We start from the raw sequence: 15,675 nt of genomic DNA, 5'->3' as shown, positions 1-15,675 counted from the left end.
CGGTTACATTCCGAACCCGGAAGCTAAGCCTTACAGCGCCGATGGTACTGCAGGGGGGACCCTGTGGGAGAGTAGGACGCCGCCGAACAAATATTCCGAGAAAGCCCCCGCACTTCGGTGCGGGGGCTTTTTTGCGTTCCGGCGTATATAGGTGCCCCCGGTTTCGTTAGCGTGACCCTCATGAATCCTGAGTACGCGATCCGTTCGATAGGCAGCGACGAGTGGCCCGCGGTGAAGGAGCTCGCGCTGGCCGCTCTTCAGGACCCGGTGGCCCATCTGGCTTTTCTGGATACGTACGAGGTCGCCGTGAAGCGGCCCGACAGTTTCTGGCAGGAGCGGGCCGCCGGAGCCGCGCAAGGGGTGCGTGAACGGCAGCAGCTCGTCGCCGAGGGGCCCGGTGGGCAGTGGGTCGGGTGTGTGGTCGTGCTGGTCGAGGAGGCCGGGGCCGTCGGGGCGCTGGGGGCCGTGAGCCCCGTACGGCAGGGGCATCTGGTGGGGGTGTACGTACGGCCCGAGGTGCGGGGGAGCGGGCTCACCGAGCGGCTGTTCACCCAGGCGCTGCGGTGGGCCTGGGAGGACGCCGGCTTGCAGCGGACGCGGTTGTTCGTGCATGAGGCGAACGGACGGGCTCAGGCCTTCTACCGGAAGTTCGGGTTCGTACCCACAGGAGAGAGCGTTCCGGTACCCGGGGACGCGGACGCGCGGGAACTGGAGTTCCTGTACGAGCGGCCCTAGACGCCGTCGGTCACACCGGGAGGTTCTGGTGGGGCCAACGGGAGCGGGCCTGTTCCTGGGAGCGCAGGAGGGCCAGGGTCGGCAGGCCCCGGTCCGGGGCCGTGCCGTCGGCAGCGGCGAGCAGATCCGGGAGCTGAGGGAGCGGGGCCACCGCGGCCACGTCGTCCAGGACGAGGGTCAGTGGTGGGTCGAGGCGACCGGAGGATGACCGTTCGGCCATGCGCCGGCCGCGCTCGACCACGCTTGATGCGAGGGCCGTCAGGAGCGGCATGGCGCCGGGGTTCGACCTCGGGTCCTCGATGGGTTCACCGACCACATAAAGCGTGCCCCCTTCGTTGACGAAGGAATCCAAGGTGAGTGTGTCGGTTCGGTTTGGAGTGCAGGCTTCCCGGACGTTGACGGTGAACAGGGCGGAGAGCGCTCGGGCCGTCAACTCCTGGGCGATGTCTCGGCGTTCCGGGTGCGAGGTGAGGGCCGCTTCGAGTTCGCCCGCGGAGCCCGCCGCCGACTTGGGGTTCGTACGGAGGATGCGTACGGCTTCCTGTACTTGGGCGCCCTGGGCCCAGCGGTGGACGTGGCGGATGGTGCGGCCGTCGACCGCCGCCGCGTGGAGGTAGCTGCGCAGGAGGGTTTCCGCGGTGTCGGCGACCGCCTGGTCCATCCTGGCCGTGGGGCGGACCGGGGCGAGGAGCGCCGCCGCTCGGGCCTTCGCCGTGTCCTTGGTCTCGCAGCCCGCCGAGGGGGACCAGTGGAGGCGGGCCGGGGTGTCACAGAGGTGGGAGGGGTCGTAGAGGAGGACGGGGCCCAGTTTCGCGCGGGCGTCCTTCGTGCTCGACCACAGCGCGGGGTCGGAGGTGATGACGAGGGCGGGGCCGTCCGCGTCCCGGATCGCCTGGACGGCGAGGGGATGGCGGGTCTCCGGCGGGCCCAGCACCACGGGTCCCCGCGGAGCGGAACTTTCCCACCCACCCGCCCGTTCGGCGGTCTCCGCAGGAAGCGAAGCAGGAACCGATTCCAGCGGCGGCTCCGCCGCCCGCGCCTTCGGTGCCCCGATGTGCTCGACCGGCGGGCGCGTCACCTCCGGCCGGTCCGCCCCCCGGCTGCGGGGGATCTCGCGCGGCTCGTCCTTCGTCAGCAGATCCGCTTCCGGTGCCGCGGCCAGTGCCCTGCGTCTCGCCCTGCCCGCCCGCCACCTCGCCACCGTGCCCAGGACGAACACCGTGAGGACGACGAGGACCATCAGCTGGCCGATGAACAGGCCCCAGAAGAGCCCGTATCCGGAGAGCTGGCCGGGTGGGGTGTCCGGCCACGCGGTCGGCAGGTCGTGGGGGGCCTCGACGAGTTGGCGTATGGCCAGGGGCGTACGGCGGAAGGTGACCCCGGACGGCCAGGAGCCGTGGGAGAAGAGGCCGGCGAGGCCGGTCGCCGTCCAGACCATGACGGTCATGCCGAGGACGAAGGCCAGGATGCCGAGCAGCAGGCCGTCGGGGACGCCTCCTTGACCGCCGCCGTGGGAGCGGTCGCGATCGTCCGGTCTCATCTCGGGTCGCTCCTATACGCCACTCATGCCGCTGTGGACCTACGCCACCGTGGACTCGGACGAGTCGTCGAGGTCGCTGAGGTGGTGCTCCATGAACGCCGCGGCCCGTTCCTCGGCCTCCAGCTCGGCGGCGCGCAGGGCGTCGTCCGCGAGGTGGTCGGCCGACGACTCCGTCATCGCGCGGTCGGTGAAGACGAGGGGGCGCTCGGTCTCGGAGATCAGGTGTTTGACGACCTGGACGTTGCCGTTGACGTCCCACACGGCGATGCCGGGCGTGAGGGAGGGGATGATCTCGACCGCCCAGCGGGGCAGACCGAGGACGCGGCCCGTCATTCTGGCCTCGTCGGCCTTCTGGGCGTAGATCGTCCGGGTCGAGGCCATCTTGAGGATCGCCGCGGCCTCCTTGGCGGCGGCTCCGTCCACGACGTCGGACAGATGGTGGACGACGGCCACGAAGGACAGCCCGAGGCGGCGGCCGAACTTCAGCAGGCGCTGGAAGAGCTGGGCCACGAACGGGCTGTTGATGATGTGCCAGGCCTCCTCGACGAGGAAGATGCGCTTCTTCCGGTCGGGACGGATCCAGGTGTGCTCCAGCCACACGCCGACGATCGCCATGAGGATGGGCATGGCGATGGAGTTGCGGTCGATGTGGGACAGGTCGAAGACGATGAGCGGGGCGTCCAGGTCGATGCCGACGGTCGTCGGGCCGTCGAACATGCCCCGCAGGTCACCGTCGACCAGGCGGTCGATGACCAGGGCGACGTCGAGGCCCCAGGCGCGTACGTCGTCTATGGCGACGTTCATCGCCTCCGCCGACTCCGGTTCGGGGTGGCGCAGTTGCTCGACGATGTCCGTCAGAACGGGCTGGCGGTCGATGATCGTCTCGTTGACGTAGGCGTGCGCGACCTTCAGCGCGAAGCCGGATCGCTCGTCCAGGCCGTGGCCCATCGCGACCTCGATGATCGTCCGGAGCAGCGCGAGCTGGCCGGTCGTCGTGATCGCCGGGTCGAGCGGGTTGAGGCGGATCCCCATGTCCAGGGCGGCGGTCGGGTCCAGGCGGATGGGGGTCAGTCCCAGCTCCTGGGCGATGAGGTTCCACTCGCCCACCCCGTCCTCGCCCTGTGCGTCGAGGACGACGACCTGGCGGTCCTTGAACCGCAGCTGCCGCATGACGTACGTCTTCTCCAGCGCCGACTTGCCGTTGCCGGACTCGCCGAGGACCAGCCAGTGCGGCGCCGGGAGCTGCTGTCCGTACAGCTGGAAGGGGTCGTAGATGTAGCCCTTCCCGGAGTAGACCTCGCGGCCGATGATGACGCCGGAGTCGCCGAGGCCGGGGGCCGCGGTCGGCAGGTAGACGGCCTGGGCCTGGCCGGTGGAGGTGCGCACCGGCGGGCGGGTCGTCTCGACCTTGCCGAAGAGGAAGGACGTGAAACTTTCCGTGAGGACGGACAGCGGGTCCCGCATGAAGCCCTACCTCCGGATGCCGGTCGCGAACGGGAGTGTGTTGACGAAGGCGCGGTGGTGCTCGCGGTCGCACCATTCGAGCTTGAGGTACGACTTGCCGGCCGAGGCCCTTATCGTCCGCTTGTCGCGGGCGAGTGCCTCGGGGTTGCGGGAGGAGACGGTGATGTAGCCGACGAGGTTGACTCCGGCGGCGCCGCTCGCGAGGTCCTGGCCGCGCTGGTCGACGCGGTTGTGGGAGGCGACGTCACGCGGGTCGACGGTGCGGTTCATCTTGGCCTGGCGGCTGGCCTCGGCGTCGTCGTTCGTCTTCTCGGTCAGCATCCGCTCGATGGCGACCTCGGTGGGTTCGAGGTCCATGGTGACGGCGACCGTGCGGATGACGTCGGGGGTGTGGACGAGCAGCGGGGCGAGGAAGTTGACGCCCACCGGGGTCATCGGCCACTCCTTCACCCAGGCCGTGGAGTGGCACCAGGGGGCGCGGGTGGAGGACTCGCGGGTCTTGGCCTGGAGGTAGGTCGGCTCCATGGCGTCCAGCTCGGCCGGCCAGGCGTTGCGCTTGGTCATGGCCTGGATGTGGTCGATGGGGTGGTCCGGGTCGTACATCGAATGGACGAGGGAGGAGAGCCGACCCTGCCCGAGCGGCTGGCGCACCCGGATGTCGGCCTCCTGGAGGCGGGAGCAGATGTCGGTGAGCTCGCGGGCCATGACGACGGCGAGTCCGGAGTCCCTGTCGAGCTTCTTGCCGCCCTTGGGACGGGCGGCGCGGGCCATCGCGTGGCCCTCGGCGGCCAGTTCGCGCGAGTAGTGCATGCAGGCGACGAGGTAGGCGCGGTGCTGTTCGCTGCTGGTCGACACCATGGACGAGAGCTGCTCGTACGACTCCTGCAGCCAGCCGGGTGCCCGGTCGTCGCCGCGTACGGAGACGTCCTTGGCGTGGGCGTCCGGGTCGGCGGGCAGGGTGCGGGCGAGCATCTGGATGCGGGTGACGAAGCCGTCCCCGTTGGCGACGTGCTTGAGGAGGGTGCCGAAGCGGTCGACGAGGGCTTCCTGGTCCTCGCTGTCCCGCAGGCCGACGCCGGGGCCCTCGATCTCGATGGCGGCGGTGACGGTCTTGCGGTCGGCGTGCAGCAGGACGGCGATCTCGTCCGGGCCGAAGGGCGCCGCGAGCCAGGAGATGCGGCCGATGCCCGGGGGCGGGCCGATCTCGACCTCGCGGCCGTCGGTGCGGGTGCCCGACTCCATGACGTCGCTGCGGTAGGCGGTGCCGCGGCGCAGGCCGCGCTTGTAGCTGCGGTTGATCTCGAACCACTTGTAGAAGGTCCGCCGCTTGTACGGGACGTAGACCGCGGCCAGCGCGAGCATCGGGAAGCCCATGAGCAGCACGATGCGCAGGGAGAGCACGGGGACGATCAAGCCGCACATCATGCCGAGGAACGCGCCCGCGATGATGAGCCCGATCTCGCCGGACTCGCGGTTGCGGCCGACGATCGCGCTCGGCCGGGCGCGGCCGATCAGATATGTACGGCGGGGCGTGACCGGATGGGACACATGGGCCATCTGGGATTCAGTCGTCAACGCCCTTCACCTCCCGTGCGGTTGTTGCTGCTGTTGCCGTTGCTGTTGTTCCGGTTGTTCCCGGCGTGGGGGGTGTTGATCGGGCTGGAGCGGGGCGGGGGCGCGGAGGGGACCGATCCGCCGCCGCCCGAGGAGCCGCGTGAGCTGTGGGCCGCGACGCCGCCGGAGACGGGGTTGGAGGGGCGGGCGCCGCCGCTGTTGCCGCCGCCGTTGTTGTCGGCCCGGGTGCTGTGGGTCTTGATGCCCTGGGCGACGAGGTGGGCGGGCGAGCTGATGGCTGCCGCGGCCTTGCCCTCGGCGCCCTGCATGATGCGGTTGTTGCGGCTGCCCGCGATCTCGTCGCCGAAGCCGGGGACGAAGCGGTAGATCATCGCGCTGGCGAAGATGGCGAGCAGGATGATGGCGAGGCCGGAGACGACGGCGGAGAAGGAGTCCGGGCCGTCCTCGGCGGAGAGGGCTCCGGCGAGGCCCAGCACGATCACGATGACCGGTTTCACCAGGATGACGGCGATCATGATGCCGGCCCAGCGGCGGACGTGGCCCCAGAGGTTCTTGTCGACGAGGCCGGCGTAGACGACCGTGCCGAGGAGCGCGCCCACGTAGAGGAGGGCGGCGCGGATCACCAGTTCGAGCCAGAGGACGCCGGCGGCGAGGATCGACACGAGGGAGACCACGATCAGCATGATCGGGCCGCCGCCGATGTCGGTGCCCTTGTTCAGGGCGCCGGAGAAGTTGCCGAAGAACGTGTCGGTCTGGTTGCCGGTCGTCTTGGCGAGGACCTCGGCGATGCCGTCCGTCGCGGAGACGACGGTGTACAGGACGAGCGGGGTGAAGGCGGAGGCCAGCACCGTCAGCCAGAGGAAGCCGATGGCTTCGCCGATGGCCGTGCTGAGGGGGACGCCCCGCACGGCGCGCTTGGCGACCGCGAGCAGCCACAGGAGGAGGGTGAGGATGGTCGACGCGGCGAAGACGACCGCGTACTGCTGGAGGAACGTGGGGTTCGTGAAGTCGACCGTCGCCGTGTTCTGGACGGCGTCACTGAGCTTGTCGATGGTCCAGGAGGCGGCCTTCGCGCAGCCCTTGGCGAGGGAGGCGAGGGGGTCCAGGGCGGTGGTGGGGTCGTCGAGGGAGGGGCCGCTGCGGCGGTTGCTGCCGCGTTCGCAGTAGTCCTTGGCGGGGCCGCGGATGAGGTCGCAGGGGTCGTTGCTGCCCTCGGGGCTGGGTGTGGGTGTGGGCGCGGCGAAGGCATGGGTGGCCGCCAGGACCGCCGTGGTCTGCACGGCCGTCACGGCCCCGGCGATCGTGAGTACGCGACGACTAACGGGCATAGGTGAACCCTCCGTACTCCTCGACGGCCTTGGTCATGTCGTCGGCCGTGGACGCGGTCTGGTCGCGCCCGACGGGCACCGGCCCGTCCTTCTGCTGGAAGTCCGTGACCTTCCAGTCACCGTCGACCCATTTCAGTTCGTACGTCGTCGTGTACCAACTCTCGGACACGGGGTTCGTGGAGCCGTCTCCCGAGAGACCGAAGAGCGAGGTGTACCAGACCTGGACGGAGGCGTTTGCTGAGGTCACGGACTTGACCTTCGTGCCTACCGGGATGATGCGTGACACGAAGGTCTGGCCGCTCGGCGCGGTGCCGTCCTTGCCCAGACCGATGTTGCTCAGGAACTTTTCGCTGGAGTAGGCCTGGTCGAGCCCGGCCTGGCGGTCCGCTGCGACATCGGGTGCGTACACCGTGTTGACGATCTCGCGTCGGCGGTCCGCGTCGAACATGTCCGTCGACCCCAGGGCCACCGAGTAGTTGGCCGCCGCGCTCTGTGCCCCCTGGTCGTCCTGGGCGTACCCGGTCGGGATCCCGCCAGCCGTCGATTTCACCGGCCGCTCCCCGGAGGGGGCCGTGGGGGCCGCCCCCACCTTCCCCCCGCCCCCGCCGTCCTCCGAGCCGGAACCCCCGCCGCCGCGGTTCGCGAAGGCGATGGCCGCGATCAGGAGGACCACCACGCCCACCACCGTGACGAGGCTGCGTGAGGACGAACGGCTGCCGCGTCGTGCGCCTCCGTAGACGTCACCGGCACTGTCGGGGAGCCGCGTGCGCGTCTGGCCGGTACCTCCGTACCCGCCGTCCTCGCCGCGCGCTCCGTGCTCGTCGCCGAGACTCATGCCGCGTACGCCCCCTCGACCTCATGCGGAACCGCGTCGTACGACGGTAGCCCCGCTGGTTCCCGCGTGGGCGCGGTGTGGTGACTGGACATCAGGAAACGCAACCTCAGCCGGTGGGCACGACGGACGGGTGGGGTAGAGGAGGGACGCGAACGGGCCCGGCCGGTGCGGGGGCACCGGGCCGGCCGCCGCCTAGACGGCCATGCCGTACACGATGGTGAAGAGCGTGCCCAGTGAACCGATGATGAAGACGCCGGTGAGACCCGCGATGATCAGACCCTTGCCCTGTTCCGCGCTGAAGGTGTCGCGGAGGGCGGTCGCGCCGATCCGTTGTTTCGCCGCTCCCCAGATCGCGATGCCGAGGCACAGGAGGATGGCGACCGCCATCACGACCTCGATCATCACGCGGGCTTCGTTGCCCAGGGTGCCGAACGGGCCCCAGTCCGGAGCGATTCCGCCGATGATCGTGTTGATGTCGCCCTTTTCGGCTGCGAAAAGCATGTAAGTCACCGCCCCTAGTGGGTTGTTCTGCCTCCTCTGCCACTCTGCGCAGAGGTCACGGCTATTGTCGCTGACAATGATGCTGTCGCATGTCGACTTGGCGTCATTGATTGGCGGGTTTCGTACGAATCCCTTGTCACCGGAGCTCGCGGGACCCTTCAGGGGGGCGCAGGACGGTATACGAGGAGGCGTATCGTCACTCTGTGTATCACGGCAGGTCACGCCGGGCAATGAAGTAGATGCGGAACCTGTGGTGTGGTTCCGTCGTTAGCCCCTCTTACGCGAACGCCAACTGATGGTGGCCGATTCCGCCCGTCCATCGAGCCCGACTCCGTCCCGAGTGCGCCGGTCCGTCGTGCCGATGTTCTCCGGGTCGTGCGTCTCCTGGCGTGTAGACGCCTCCCGATTCGTTGTGGTGCAGGCTATCCCGGACGGGGCGGCGGGGTGCGCCGGGGTGGGAGCGGCGACCGCACTTTCCATCACTCAGCGCTTATATAAGCGCTTAGTGATACGTTGGTGCCGTGCACGCATTCGACGTACTCGGTGACCCCGTTCGCCGACGGATCCTGGAGCTGCTCGCGGACGGCGAGATGAGCTCCGGGGCGGTGAGCGAGGTCGTGCGGGAGGAGTTCGGGATATCCCAGCCGGGCGTCTCCCAGCACCTCAAGGTCCTGCGGGAGAACGGCTTCGCCACGGTCCGGCCGGAGGGGGCCCGGCGGCTGTACGCCGTCGACACCGCCCCCCTGCGCGACATCGACGCCTGGCTGGACCGTTTCCGGCGCTTCTGGACACCCCACCTCGACGCCCTGTCCACCGAGGTGGCCCGGGGCAAGCGCGAACGCCGGCTCCGCGAGGGGTCCGGCCAGTGAAGGAGCAGCGCATGATCGACGTCAGCCATCAGATCAACGCCGTGCGGCGCCAGGTCGGCAGCCGGGTCATCGAGGCCGGTGAGGCCCACGTGGTGACCGTCAGTCAGACGTACGACACGACCGTCGAGGACCTCTGGGAGGCCTGTACCGATCCCGAGCGCATCCCGCGCTGGTTCCTGCCCGTCACCGGCGAGCTGCGTCCCGGCGGCACGTACCAGCTGGAGGGCAACGCCGGGGGGACCGTCGAGCGCTGCGATCCGCCGAAGGGCTTCACCGCGACCTGGGAGTTCGGCGGGAACGTCAGCTGGATCGAACTGCGGCTGACCCCCGCGGCGGACGGCGGTACGCGCTTCGAGCTGGACCACATCGCTCCCGACGACGACGAGAAGTGGCAGCAGTTCGGGCCCGGGGCCGTCGGTGTCGGCTGGGACATGGCCCTCATCGGGCTGACCCTCCATCTGTCGTCCGGCGCGGCCGTGGATCCCGAGGAGGCCATGACCTGGTTCGGGACCGAGGAGGGGCTGCGGTTCGTCGCGCGGAGCAGCGAGGGGTGGTACGAGGCCGCCGTCGCCGGCGGTGAGGCCGAGGAGGTCGCGCGGGGGAGGGCGGACCGGACGACCGCGGCGTACACGGGGGTGGAGTCCTCCTGACACCCCGGCTACTTACTTTCGAGTAACCTCGCACGGCAACCGCTGCCCAGCCCTTCGTGGGCTCCCGGAGGAGGAACCGTGCCAAGGTCGGACCGCTCGCCCCTGTTGCTCGCAGGTCTGCTGGCCTCCGCCGCCGTCGCCCATTTCGCGGTGCCCCGGCAGTTCGACGCGACCATTCCGCGCGTACTGCCGGGTTCGCCGCGGACCTGGACGTACGCGAGCGGTGTCGTCGAGCTGGCGCTGGCCGCCGGGGTGGCGGTGCCGCGTACGCGGCGGGTGGCCGCGCTGGCCACCACCGCGTTCTTCGTCGGGGTGTTCCCCGCGAATGTCCAGATGGCCGTGGACTGGCGGCACCGGCCCGCGCCCCAGAAGGCCGCCGCGCTGGCCCGGCTGCCGCTTCAGGTGCCGCTGGTGCTGTGGGCGCGGGGCGTGGCGAGGGGTGGTCCGGCGGGGCCCGCCGCCCGGGGCTGACCGCCTAGGGCCGACTGCCCGGGGTTGGACCGCCCTCGGCTCCCTCGAACCCTTCCACTCCCTCCACGAAGTGGTCGAACTCGCCTGCCTGTACGCCCAGTACGAAGGCGTCCCACTTCCTGCGGGTGGTCGTGACGACGGTCTCCGGGTCGCTGGTCTCGCGGATGTAGACGAGTTCGTCGTCGCCGAAGGCCAGCTCGATCCAGGGGCCCGGCCCTGTCGCCTCCGGCGGGGCGGCGCGTTCCCAGGTGAGGTTCGCGGGGATGTCAGACATGGGCTGGGCTCTCTTCGAGTACGGGGACGAGGGGGGCGAAGCCTGCGACGGCAACCGTATCGCCGTGCCGGAGGTGGCGAGTGATCATTCCGCGGTGGGGTTTCCGCATCTACACTGACGTTCGGATTACCGTGCGGCGAGGGGCGGTTGACGGTGCGTAAGGGCTGGATCTTGGCGACCGCCGCCGTGGGGGCGGGGCTCAGCTTCGTCATGGTGCTGGTGGTCGGCGTCTACATGGTCGCCGGGAACCTCGCCAACGGCGTCGGGCAGGGAGCCGTCGGGCTCGCCAAGGGGTCCGTGCCGGCGGCGTACCGGACGCTCGTGCAGAAGTGGGGCAATCTGTGCACCGCCATTAATCCGGCACTTCTCGCCGCGCAGCTGTATCAGGAGAGCGGGTTCAATCCCGACGCCAAGAGCCCGGCCGCCGCGCAGGGGATAGCGCAATTCATCCCCGGGACCTGGGCCACGCACGGAATCGACGGCGACGGTGACGGCGACCGCGACGTGTGGGATCCGAATGACGCGATTCCATCGGCCGCGAAGTACGACTGCACGCTCGCGAAGTACGTCAAGGACGCGCCCGGGAACCCGACGGAGAACATGCTCGCCGCGTACAACGCGGGGGCGTACGCCGTCATCAAATACGGGGGCGTCCCGCCGTACAGGGAAACCCAGAACTACGTGAAGACGATCACCACGCTGCAGGAGAGTTTCGCCGCTCCCGTCGGCCGCGTGCAGCCCTCCCAGCAGGCCGCCGGTGCCATCTACTTCGCGCAGAAGAAGCTCGGCACGCTCTATCTCTGGGGCGGCAACGGCACCCCTGAGCAGGGAGGACGCTTCGACTGCTCGGGGCTGACCAAGGCCGCGTACGAGACGGTGGGCATCACCCTGCCGCGGGTCGCCAACGACCAGTACAACGCCGGTCCGCACCCCGGGCGGGACGAGCTGCTGCCCGGGGACCTGGTCTTCTTCTCGGACGACCTCACCAACTCCCGGGCCATCCGGCACGTGGGTATCTACGTCGGCGGCGGGTACATGATCAACGCCCCTCGCACGGGTGCCGTGATCCGCTTCGACGCCATCGACACGCCTGATTACTTCGGGGCGACGCGGGTGACCGAAGATGGCGCGAAAGCATTGCCCACCTCTGTGTGAAACCCACCCCTGAGCTGCGGCGATGTATCTCTCTTCGATAACGTCTGCGTGATCATTCGGTGGAGGGTGGAACGTATTGAAGGGGAGTGTGCGTTCCTGTTCTTGTAGCCGACGACGGGGGTTGTGGCGCGACGCATCCGGTGGGTGCGTCGGAAAGATGACGATGAAGGAGCCGTTGCACCATGGCTGGACTCGCCGACTCCGGATCGAACCCCGACGTCGACTTGCTCTACGACATCAATGGTCTCGCCAAAGACGCGCCGCACTGGTTCGACCGCGTCATGGAGTTCGTGGGCGAGTGGGGACTCCTGCTCGTCATGGTTCTGCTGGTGCTGTGGTGCTGGTGGAACGTGCGGCGGCGGGGCGGGGACGAGGCCGCGGCCTCCGTGGCCTCACTGATCTGGGCGCCGCTGGCCGCCGGGGTCGCCGTACTCGTGAATGTGCCGATACGGGGATTTGTCGAACGGCCCAGGCCCTTTGTGGACCACGAAGGGCTTGAAGTTCTCATCGGCGGCAAGAGCGACTATTCGTTTGTGAGCGACCACTCCACTCTCATGATGGCCATGGGGGTCGGGCTGTTCGTCGCGAATCGGAAGTTCGGGCTTGTCGGGATAGGGCTTGCGCTGCTCGGTGGGTTCTGCCGGATTTATATGGGCGTGCACTATCCGACCGACGTGGTCGGCGGGTTCGCGCTCGGGACCGCTGTCGTGCTGCTGCTCTCGCCGCTTGCGACCGCTTTGCTGACGCCTGTGGTCAAGGCTGTTGAGCGGTCCGGGCGGGTGGGGTGGTTGGTTCGGGCGGATCGCTCCGCCGGGGCGCGGGAGAAAGTGATTCCTGGGTCTCGTCGGGATGTTGATCCTGCGGAGCGGGATCTTGCGGCGTAGGTAGGTTTCCCTGCGGGGGCTGTTCGGCGCGTTGTCTGGTGCGGGTGCGTTGTGGCTGGTTGCGCCGTTCCCCGCGCCCCCTGAAGGCAGAGGATTGCGCCGTTCCCCGCGCCCCTGGGGTGGATCGGTCGTGGGTTTCTGCGGGGCCGGTGGGGGCTGGTCGCGCAGTTCCTCGCGCCCCTAAAGGCAAACGACTGCGCCGTTCCCCGCGCCCCCTCAGGGGCTATAGCGACTGTGGGAACGTGAAGAAGTTCTTGGGGTCGTACTGGGATTTCAGGGACTTTAGGTGTGGGGCCGCTTGGCCGTAGTAGGCCTTTCGCCAGTTGGTCAGCGTGGGGTCCGTGTAGTTCTGGTAGGCCGCGCCTGAGGCGTGGGGGCGCATCGCCGTGTGGGTGGCCGTCAGCCAGGACTCCGATGTGCTGCCGGAGGTGCCGGGGCGCCACGCCGCGATGTACTGGGCCAGCATCCGCGAGCGGCGGTGGACGAACGCCGTCGCCGTGGGGTCGACGCGGTTGATCGCGCCCCCCAGGGCGGTGAGGGCGATGCTGCCCGTGCCGCCCCGGACCCCGGATATCCCGGAGAGGAGCGTCCGGATGCCCGCCGCCGAGAGCGAGCGGTCGAAGAAGTCCGAGCGGGCCGCGTACGTCTCGCGGCCCAGCGCGCCCTGCGAGGAGCGGCCCGGTGTGCCGCCCGGGAGATGGCACTGGGCGTCGGAGGAGAAGGACGAGCAGCCCGCGTACACCTCCATCGCCTCCTCGTAGGAGCGGCGCCGGAGGGAGACGCTGCGGGCGGAGGCGCCGATGCGGTCGGCGAGGCGGTCCACCGCGTTCTGCAGGTCGCCGTAGGTGCCGAGGGAGAACGCCGAAATGGAGATCGTGGGGGTGCCGCCGGCCGCGTTCTCCACGTGGAGGGACGACCAGATCTCGTCCGGCTGGTCGGGGCCCCACTCCTGCCAGGCCGTCAGGACCGCCGCCGCCCTGGACCACGGCCAGGACATGTTCGCCGCCACGCCCTGCGGGGCCGGGTGGGTCTTGAAGCGGAGTTCCGTGACGACGCCGAAGTTGCCGTTGCCCGCGCCGCGCAGCGCCCAGAACAGGTCCTTGTTCTCGGTCGCGCTCGCGGTGAGCTGCTTGCCGTCCGCCGTGATGAGGATCGCCCGCGTGAGGCTGTCGCACGTCAGGCCGTACGCCCTCGACACCACCCCGTGGCCGCCGCCCAGCGCCAGACCCGAGACGCCCACCGTCGGGCAGGAGCCCGCCGGGATCGTCACGCCCTTCGCGGCGAGCCCGCGGTAGACGTCGATGAGTTTGGCGCCCGCGCCGATCACGGCCTCGTCGCCGGACGCGCGGATCCGGGACAGCTTCGACACGTCGAGGATCAGCCGGCCGTTCCCGGAGGACCAGCCGGCGTACGAGTGGCCGCCGTTGCGGATCGAGACGCGGACGTCGTGGGCGCGGGCGTACGCGAGGACCGTACGGATGTCGTCGGGGCCGGCCACGTACGCGACCGCCGTCGGCTTCAGGGAGTCGAAGCGGGTGTTGTAGAGCTGGCGGGCCGCCGCCCAGTCGGCGTCGCCGGGGCGGACCAGGGGGCCGTCGAGGTCCGCGGCGAGCGCCCGCAGGTTGGCGGCCGGGGGGCTGCCGGCCGGGGGGCTGCCGGCCGGGGTGCGTGTGGCCGTCGTGGTCGCGCCGGTGCCCTTGGCCGGAGTGCCGGACGTACGCGCCGAGCCGGCCGCCCCTGACCCCGATCCCTTGCCGCTGCATGCCGCCGACGCCACTGTCACCGCGACCGCCGCCGTGCCGCCTATGAACGTACGCCGCTGCATGTGCGCCTCCCGTTGCTCCCGTTGAACGAGACGGGTCAACCGCCCGGCGGGTTCCACAGGCGGTGACCGGCAATCCCCATGAGTGGGCAAAGGGGAGGCGGCGGGTTCCGGCCAGACGGGGGCGGCCGGGCGGGAGCGGGCGCGCGAGCGAAGGCGGGGCTTCCGTTAGTCGGAACCCTTGCGTGTTCTCCCCGTAAGCGTTCCGTGACCTCACCGCACTGACGGCAGGGGTTCACCCTCCGTTCACTCACGGCCATCGGCGGCTTCACCTGTTCTGCCTAATTTCGGCCTTACCCGGTGCGTGGTGCGGACGGAAGCGAGCGCCTGTGCCGGTCGATGAGCCAGCAGGACCCATGACATCGCACGCCGCCGCAACGGCGGCTTCTGGAAGGAACTCACGAAAGTGAAGCTTCAGCGCAAGAACCGGCTTCGCGCCCTTTCCCTCGGTGCTGTCGCCGTCTCCGGCGCCCTTGCGCTGACGGCGTGCGGCTCGGACGACACCGGCACCGGCAGCAGTGACGGCAGCACGACCGCCGCCAACAGCTCCATCAAGTGTGACGACGCCAAGGGCCAGCTGCTGGCCAACGGCTCCTCCGCGCAGAAGAACGCGATCGACGCGTGGGTCAAGCAGTTCGTGACCGCCTGCAAGGACGTCCAGATCAACTACAAGTCCGAGGGTTCGGGCGCCGGTGTCACGGCGTTCACCCAGGGCCAGGTCGCCTTCGCCGGCTCCGACTCCGCGCTGAAGCCCGAAGAGGTCACCGCCTCCAAGAAGGTCTGCACGGACGGCCAGGGCATCGACCTGCCGATGGTCGGCGGCCCGATCGCGGTCGGCTACAACGTCCCGGGTGTCGAGGGCCTCGTCCTCGACGCGGAGACCCTTGCGAAGATCTTCGACAGCAAGATCACCAAGTGGAACGACGCGGCGATCAAGAAGCTGAACCCCGACGCGAAGCTGCCCGACCTCAAGATCCAGGCGTTCCACCGCTCGGACGAGTCCGGCACCACGGACAACTTCACCAAGTACCTGATCGCGGCCGCGCCCGACCAGTGGAAGTACGAGGGCGGCAAGGCCTGGCAGGCCAAGGGCGGCCAGTCCGCATCCGGCTCCTCCGGTGTCGCCCAGCAGGTAAAGCAGACCTCCGGCGCCATCAGCTACATGGAGCTGTCGTACGCCAAGGACGGCATCGCCGCGGCCAAGCTGAACACGGGCGCCAGCGAACCCGTCGAGGCCACCGTCGAGAACGCCACCACGGCCATCGCGGACGCCAAGATCGTCGGCACGGGCAAGGACCTCGCGCTCGAACTGAACCGCGCGACCAAGGCCGACGGCGCCTACCCGATCACCCTGGTCACGTACGAGATCGTCTGCGACAAGGGCAACAAGGCCGACACCCTGGCCGCCACGAAGGCGTTCCTCACCTACATCGCCAGCGAGGACGGCCAGAAGATCCTGGCCGAGAACGACTACGCCCCGATCCCCGAAGAGATCATCGCGAAGGTCCGTACGACCGTCGCGGGCCTGAGCTGACCTGAGCGCGCGGTCCGGCCCCGGAACAGGGGCCGGAC

Annotated in this window: 15 protein-coding genes and 1 rRNA gene; 8 read left to right on the top strand and 8 right to left on the bottom strand. The window is 69.5% G+C overall.

What is annotated here, in order from left to right; genetic code table 11:
* Both rrf and ACFWGJ_RS30545 read left to right on the top strand, forming a co-directional pair.
* Positions 1–88: ribosomal RNA gene (gene rrf, locus ACFWGJ_RS30550) — 5S ribosomal RNA — on the top strand; the annotation flags it as partial.
* A 92-nt stretch (positions 89–180) separates the two neighbouring features.
* Positions 181–735: a GNAT family N-acetyltransferase gene (locus ACFWGJ_RS30545; RefSeq protein ID WP_381833849.1), complete on the top strand. Its 555-nt coding sequence runs from the start codon at positions 181–183 to the stop codon at positions 733–735.
* Positions 736–745: 10 nt separating this feature from the next.
* On the opposite strand, the gene ACFWGJ_RS30540 is transcribed toward ACFWGJ_RS30545, so the two are convergent.
* The 6 genes from ACFWGJ_RS30540 to ACFWGJ_RS30515 all read right to left on the bottom strand — a co-directional run bounded on the left by ACFWGJ_RS30540 (position 746) and on the right by ACFWGJ_RS30515 (position 7,978).
* Complete coding sequence (locus tag ACFWGJ_RS30540) at positions 746–2,275, bottom strand: type VI secretion protein (protein ID WP_387331163.1); 1,530 nt, start codon at positions 2,273–2,275, stop codon at positions 746–748.
* Between the two features lie 39 nt (positions 2,276–2,314).
* The gene (locus tag ACFWGJ_RS30535) at positions 2,315–3,739 is read right to left on the bottom strand and encodes an ATP-binding protein (RefSeq protein ID WP_210881261.1); all 1,425 of its coding nucleotides are present in this window, start codon (positions 3,737–3,739) and stop codon (positions 2,315–2,317) included.
* A gap of 6 nt (positions 3,740–3,745) precedes the next feature.
* A complete protein-coding gene (locus ACFWGJ_RS30530; protein WP_387331167.1) occupies positions 3,746–5,296 on the bottom strand; it encodes an SCO6880 family protein in 1,551 nt (516 codons plus the stop codon).
* Positions 5,297–5,310: 14 nt separating this feature from the next.
* Positions 5,311–6,642, bottom strand: a complete 1,332-nt coding sequence (locus ACFWGJ_RS30525) for a hypothetical protein (RefSeq protein ID WP_387331159.1) — start codon at positions 6,640–6,642, stop codon at positions 5,311–5,313.
* Complete coding sequence (locus ACFWGJ_RS30520; RefSeq protein WP_387331156.1) at positions 6,632–7,477, bottom strand: hypothetical protein; 846 nt, start codon at positions 7,475–7,477, stop codon at positions 6,632–6,634. The genes ACFWGJ_RS30525 and ACFWGJ_RS30520 overlap by 11 nt, the downstream gene beginning before the upstream one ends.
* A 192-nt stretch (positions 7,478–7,669) precedes the next feature.
* The gene (locus tag ACFWGJ_RS30515; RefSeq protein ID WP_107015212.1) at positions 7,670–7,978 is read right to left on the bottom strand and encodes a hypothetical protein; all 309 of its coding nucleotides are present in this window, start codon (positions 7,976–7,978) and stop codon (positions 7,670–7,672) included.
* Positions 7,979–8,499: 521 nt separating this feature from the next.
* Here ACFWGJ_RS30515 and ACFWGJ_RS30510 point away from each other — a divergent pair.
* The 3 genes from ACFWGJ_RS30510 to ACFWGJ_RS30500 all read left to right on the top strand — a co-directional run bounded on the left by ACFWGJ_RS30510 (position 8,500) and on the right by ACFWGJ_RS30500 (position 9,968).
* Complete coding sequence (locus ACFWGJ_RS30510) at positions 8,500–8,847, top strand: ArsR/SmtB family transcription factor (RefSeq protein ID WP_387331153.1); 348 nt, start codon at positions 8,500–8,502, stop codon at positions 8,845–8,847.
* An 11-nt stretch (positions 8,848–8,858) separates the two neighbouring features.
* Positions 8,859–9,497, top strand: coding sequence for an SRPBCC domain-containing protein (locus ACFWGJ_RS30505; protein WP_387331150.1), 639 nt, complete (start codon positions 8,859–8,861; stop codon positions 9,495–9,497).
* Between the two features lie 78 nt (positions 9,498–9,575).
* Positions 9,576–9,968: a DoxX family protein gene (locus ACFWGJ_RS30500; RefSeq protein WP_381833388.1), complete on the top strand. Its 393-nt coding sequence runs from the start codon at positions 9,576–9,578 to the stop codon at positions 9,966–9,968.
* 4 nt (positions 9,969–9,972) lie between these two features.
* Here ACFWGJ_RS30500 and ACFWGJ_RS30495 read toward each other — a convergent pair whose 3' ends face one another.
* A complete protein-coding gene (locus ACFWGJ_RS30495; protein WP_387331147.1) occupies positions 9,973–10,242 on the bottom strand; it encodes a DUF397 domain-containing protein in 270 nt (89 codons plus the stop codon).
* 153 nt (positions 10,243–10,395) lie between these two features.
* Between ACFWGJ_RS30495 and ACFWGJ_RS30490 the strand changes: the two genes are divergently transcribed.
* On the top strand, positions 10,396–11,397 hold the full coding sequence (locus ACFWGJ_RS30490) for an NlpC/P60 family protein (protein ID WP_387331165.1): 1,002 nt from the start codon (positions 10,396–10,398) through the stop codon (positions 11,395–11,397).
* Between the two features lie 182 nt (positions 11,398–11,579).
* Positions 11,580–12,281, top strand: coding sequence for a phosphatase PAP2 family protein (locus ACFWGJ_RS30485; protein ID WP_387331144.1), 702 nt, complete (start codon positions 11,580–11,582; stop codon positions 12,279–12,281).
* Between the two features lie 223 nt (positions 12,282–12,504).
* Here the strand turns inward: ACFWGJ_RS30485 and ACFWGJ_RS30480 are convergent, their stop codons facing one another.
* Positions 12,505–14,106: an FAD-binding oxidoreductase gene (locus tag ACFWGJ_RS30480; protein ID WP_387331141.1), complete on the bottom strand. Its 1,602-nt coding sequence runs from the start codon at positions 14,104–14,106 to the stop codon at positions 12,505–12,507.
* Positions 14,107–14,509: 403 nt separating this feature from the next.
* Here ACFWGJ_RS30480 and pstS point away from each other — a divergent pair, with 403 nt between their 5' ends.
* Positions 14,510–15,637: a phosphate ABC transporter substrate-binding protein PstS gene (gene pstS, locus ACFWGJ_RS30475; RefSeq protein ID WP_387331138.1), complete on the top strand. Its 1,128-nt coding sequence runs from the start codon at positions 14,510–14,512 to the stop codon at positions 15,635–15,637.
* The last annotated feature ends 38 nt before the right edge of the window (positions 15,638–15,675 follow it).

It is taken from the genome of Streptomyces sp. NPDC060205 (genome assembly GCF_042728395.1).
In the GTDB taxonomy this organism is placed as follows: domain Bacteria; phylum Actinomycetota; class Actinomycetes; order Streptomycetales; family Streptomycetaceae; genus Streptomyces.
Note: the sequence above shows the minus strand (reverse complement) of the source record. Positions and strands in the feature narration are given on the sequence as shown.

Excerpts from the sequence above, each read along its gene's own strand:
- ACFWGJ_RS30485 (WP_387331144.1), top strand. The coding sequence starts at position 11,580 with ATGGCTGGACTCGCCGACTCCGGATCGAACCCCGACGTCGACTTGCTC.
- ACFWGJ_RS30480 (WP_387331141.1), bottom strand. The coding sequence starts at position 14,106 with ATGCAGCGGCGTACGTTCATAGGCGGCACGGCGGCGGTCGCGGTGACA.
- ACFWGJ_RS30495 (WP_387331147.1), bottom strand. The coding sequence starts at position 10,242 with ATGTCTGACATCCCCGCGAACCTCACCTGGGAACGCGCCGCCCCGCCG.
- ACFWGJ_RS30505 (WP_387331150.1), top strand. The coding sequence starts at position 8,859 with ATGATCGACGTCAGCCATCAGATCAACGCCGTGCGGCGCCAGGTCGGC.
- ACFWGJ_RS30530 (WP_387331167.1), bottom strand. The coding sequence starts at position 5,296 with ATGGCCCATGTGTCCCATCCGGTCACGCCCCGCCGTACATATCTGATC.
- ACFWGJ_RS30535 (WP_210881261.1), bottom strand. The coding sequence starts at position 3,739 with ATGCGGGACCCGCTGTCCGTCCTCACGGAAAGTTTCACGTCCTTCCTC.
- ACFWGJ_RS30520 (WP_387331156.1), bottom strand. The coding sequence starts at position 7,477 with ATGAGTCTCGGCGACGAGCACGGAGCGCGCGGCGAGGACGGCGGGTAC.
- ACFWGJ_RS30540 (WP_387331163.1), bottom strand. The coding sequence starts at position 2,275 with ATGAGACCGGACGATCGCGACCGCTCCCACGGCGGCGGTCAAGGAGGC.
- ACFWGJ_RS30515 (WP_107015212.1), bottom strand. The coding sequence starts at position 7,978 with ATGCTTTTCGCAGCCGAAAAGGGCGACATCAACACGATCATCGGCGGA.
- ACFWGJ_RS30525 (WP_387331159.1), bottom strand. The coding sequence starts at position 6,642 with ATGCCCGTTAGTCGTCGCGTACTCACGATCGCCGGGGCCGTGACGGCC.
- ACFWGJ_RS30545 (WP_381833849.1), top strand. The coding sequence starts at position 181 with ATGAATCCTGAGTACGCGATCCGTTCGATAGGCAGCGACGAGTGGCCC.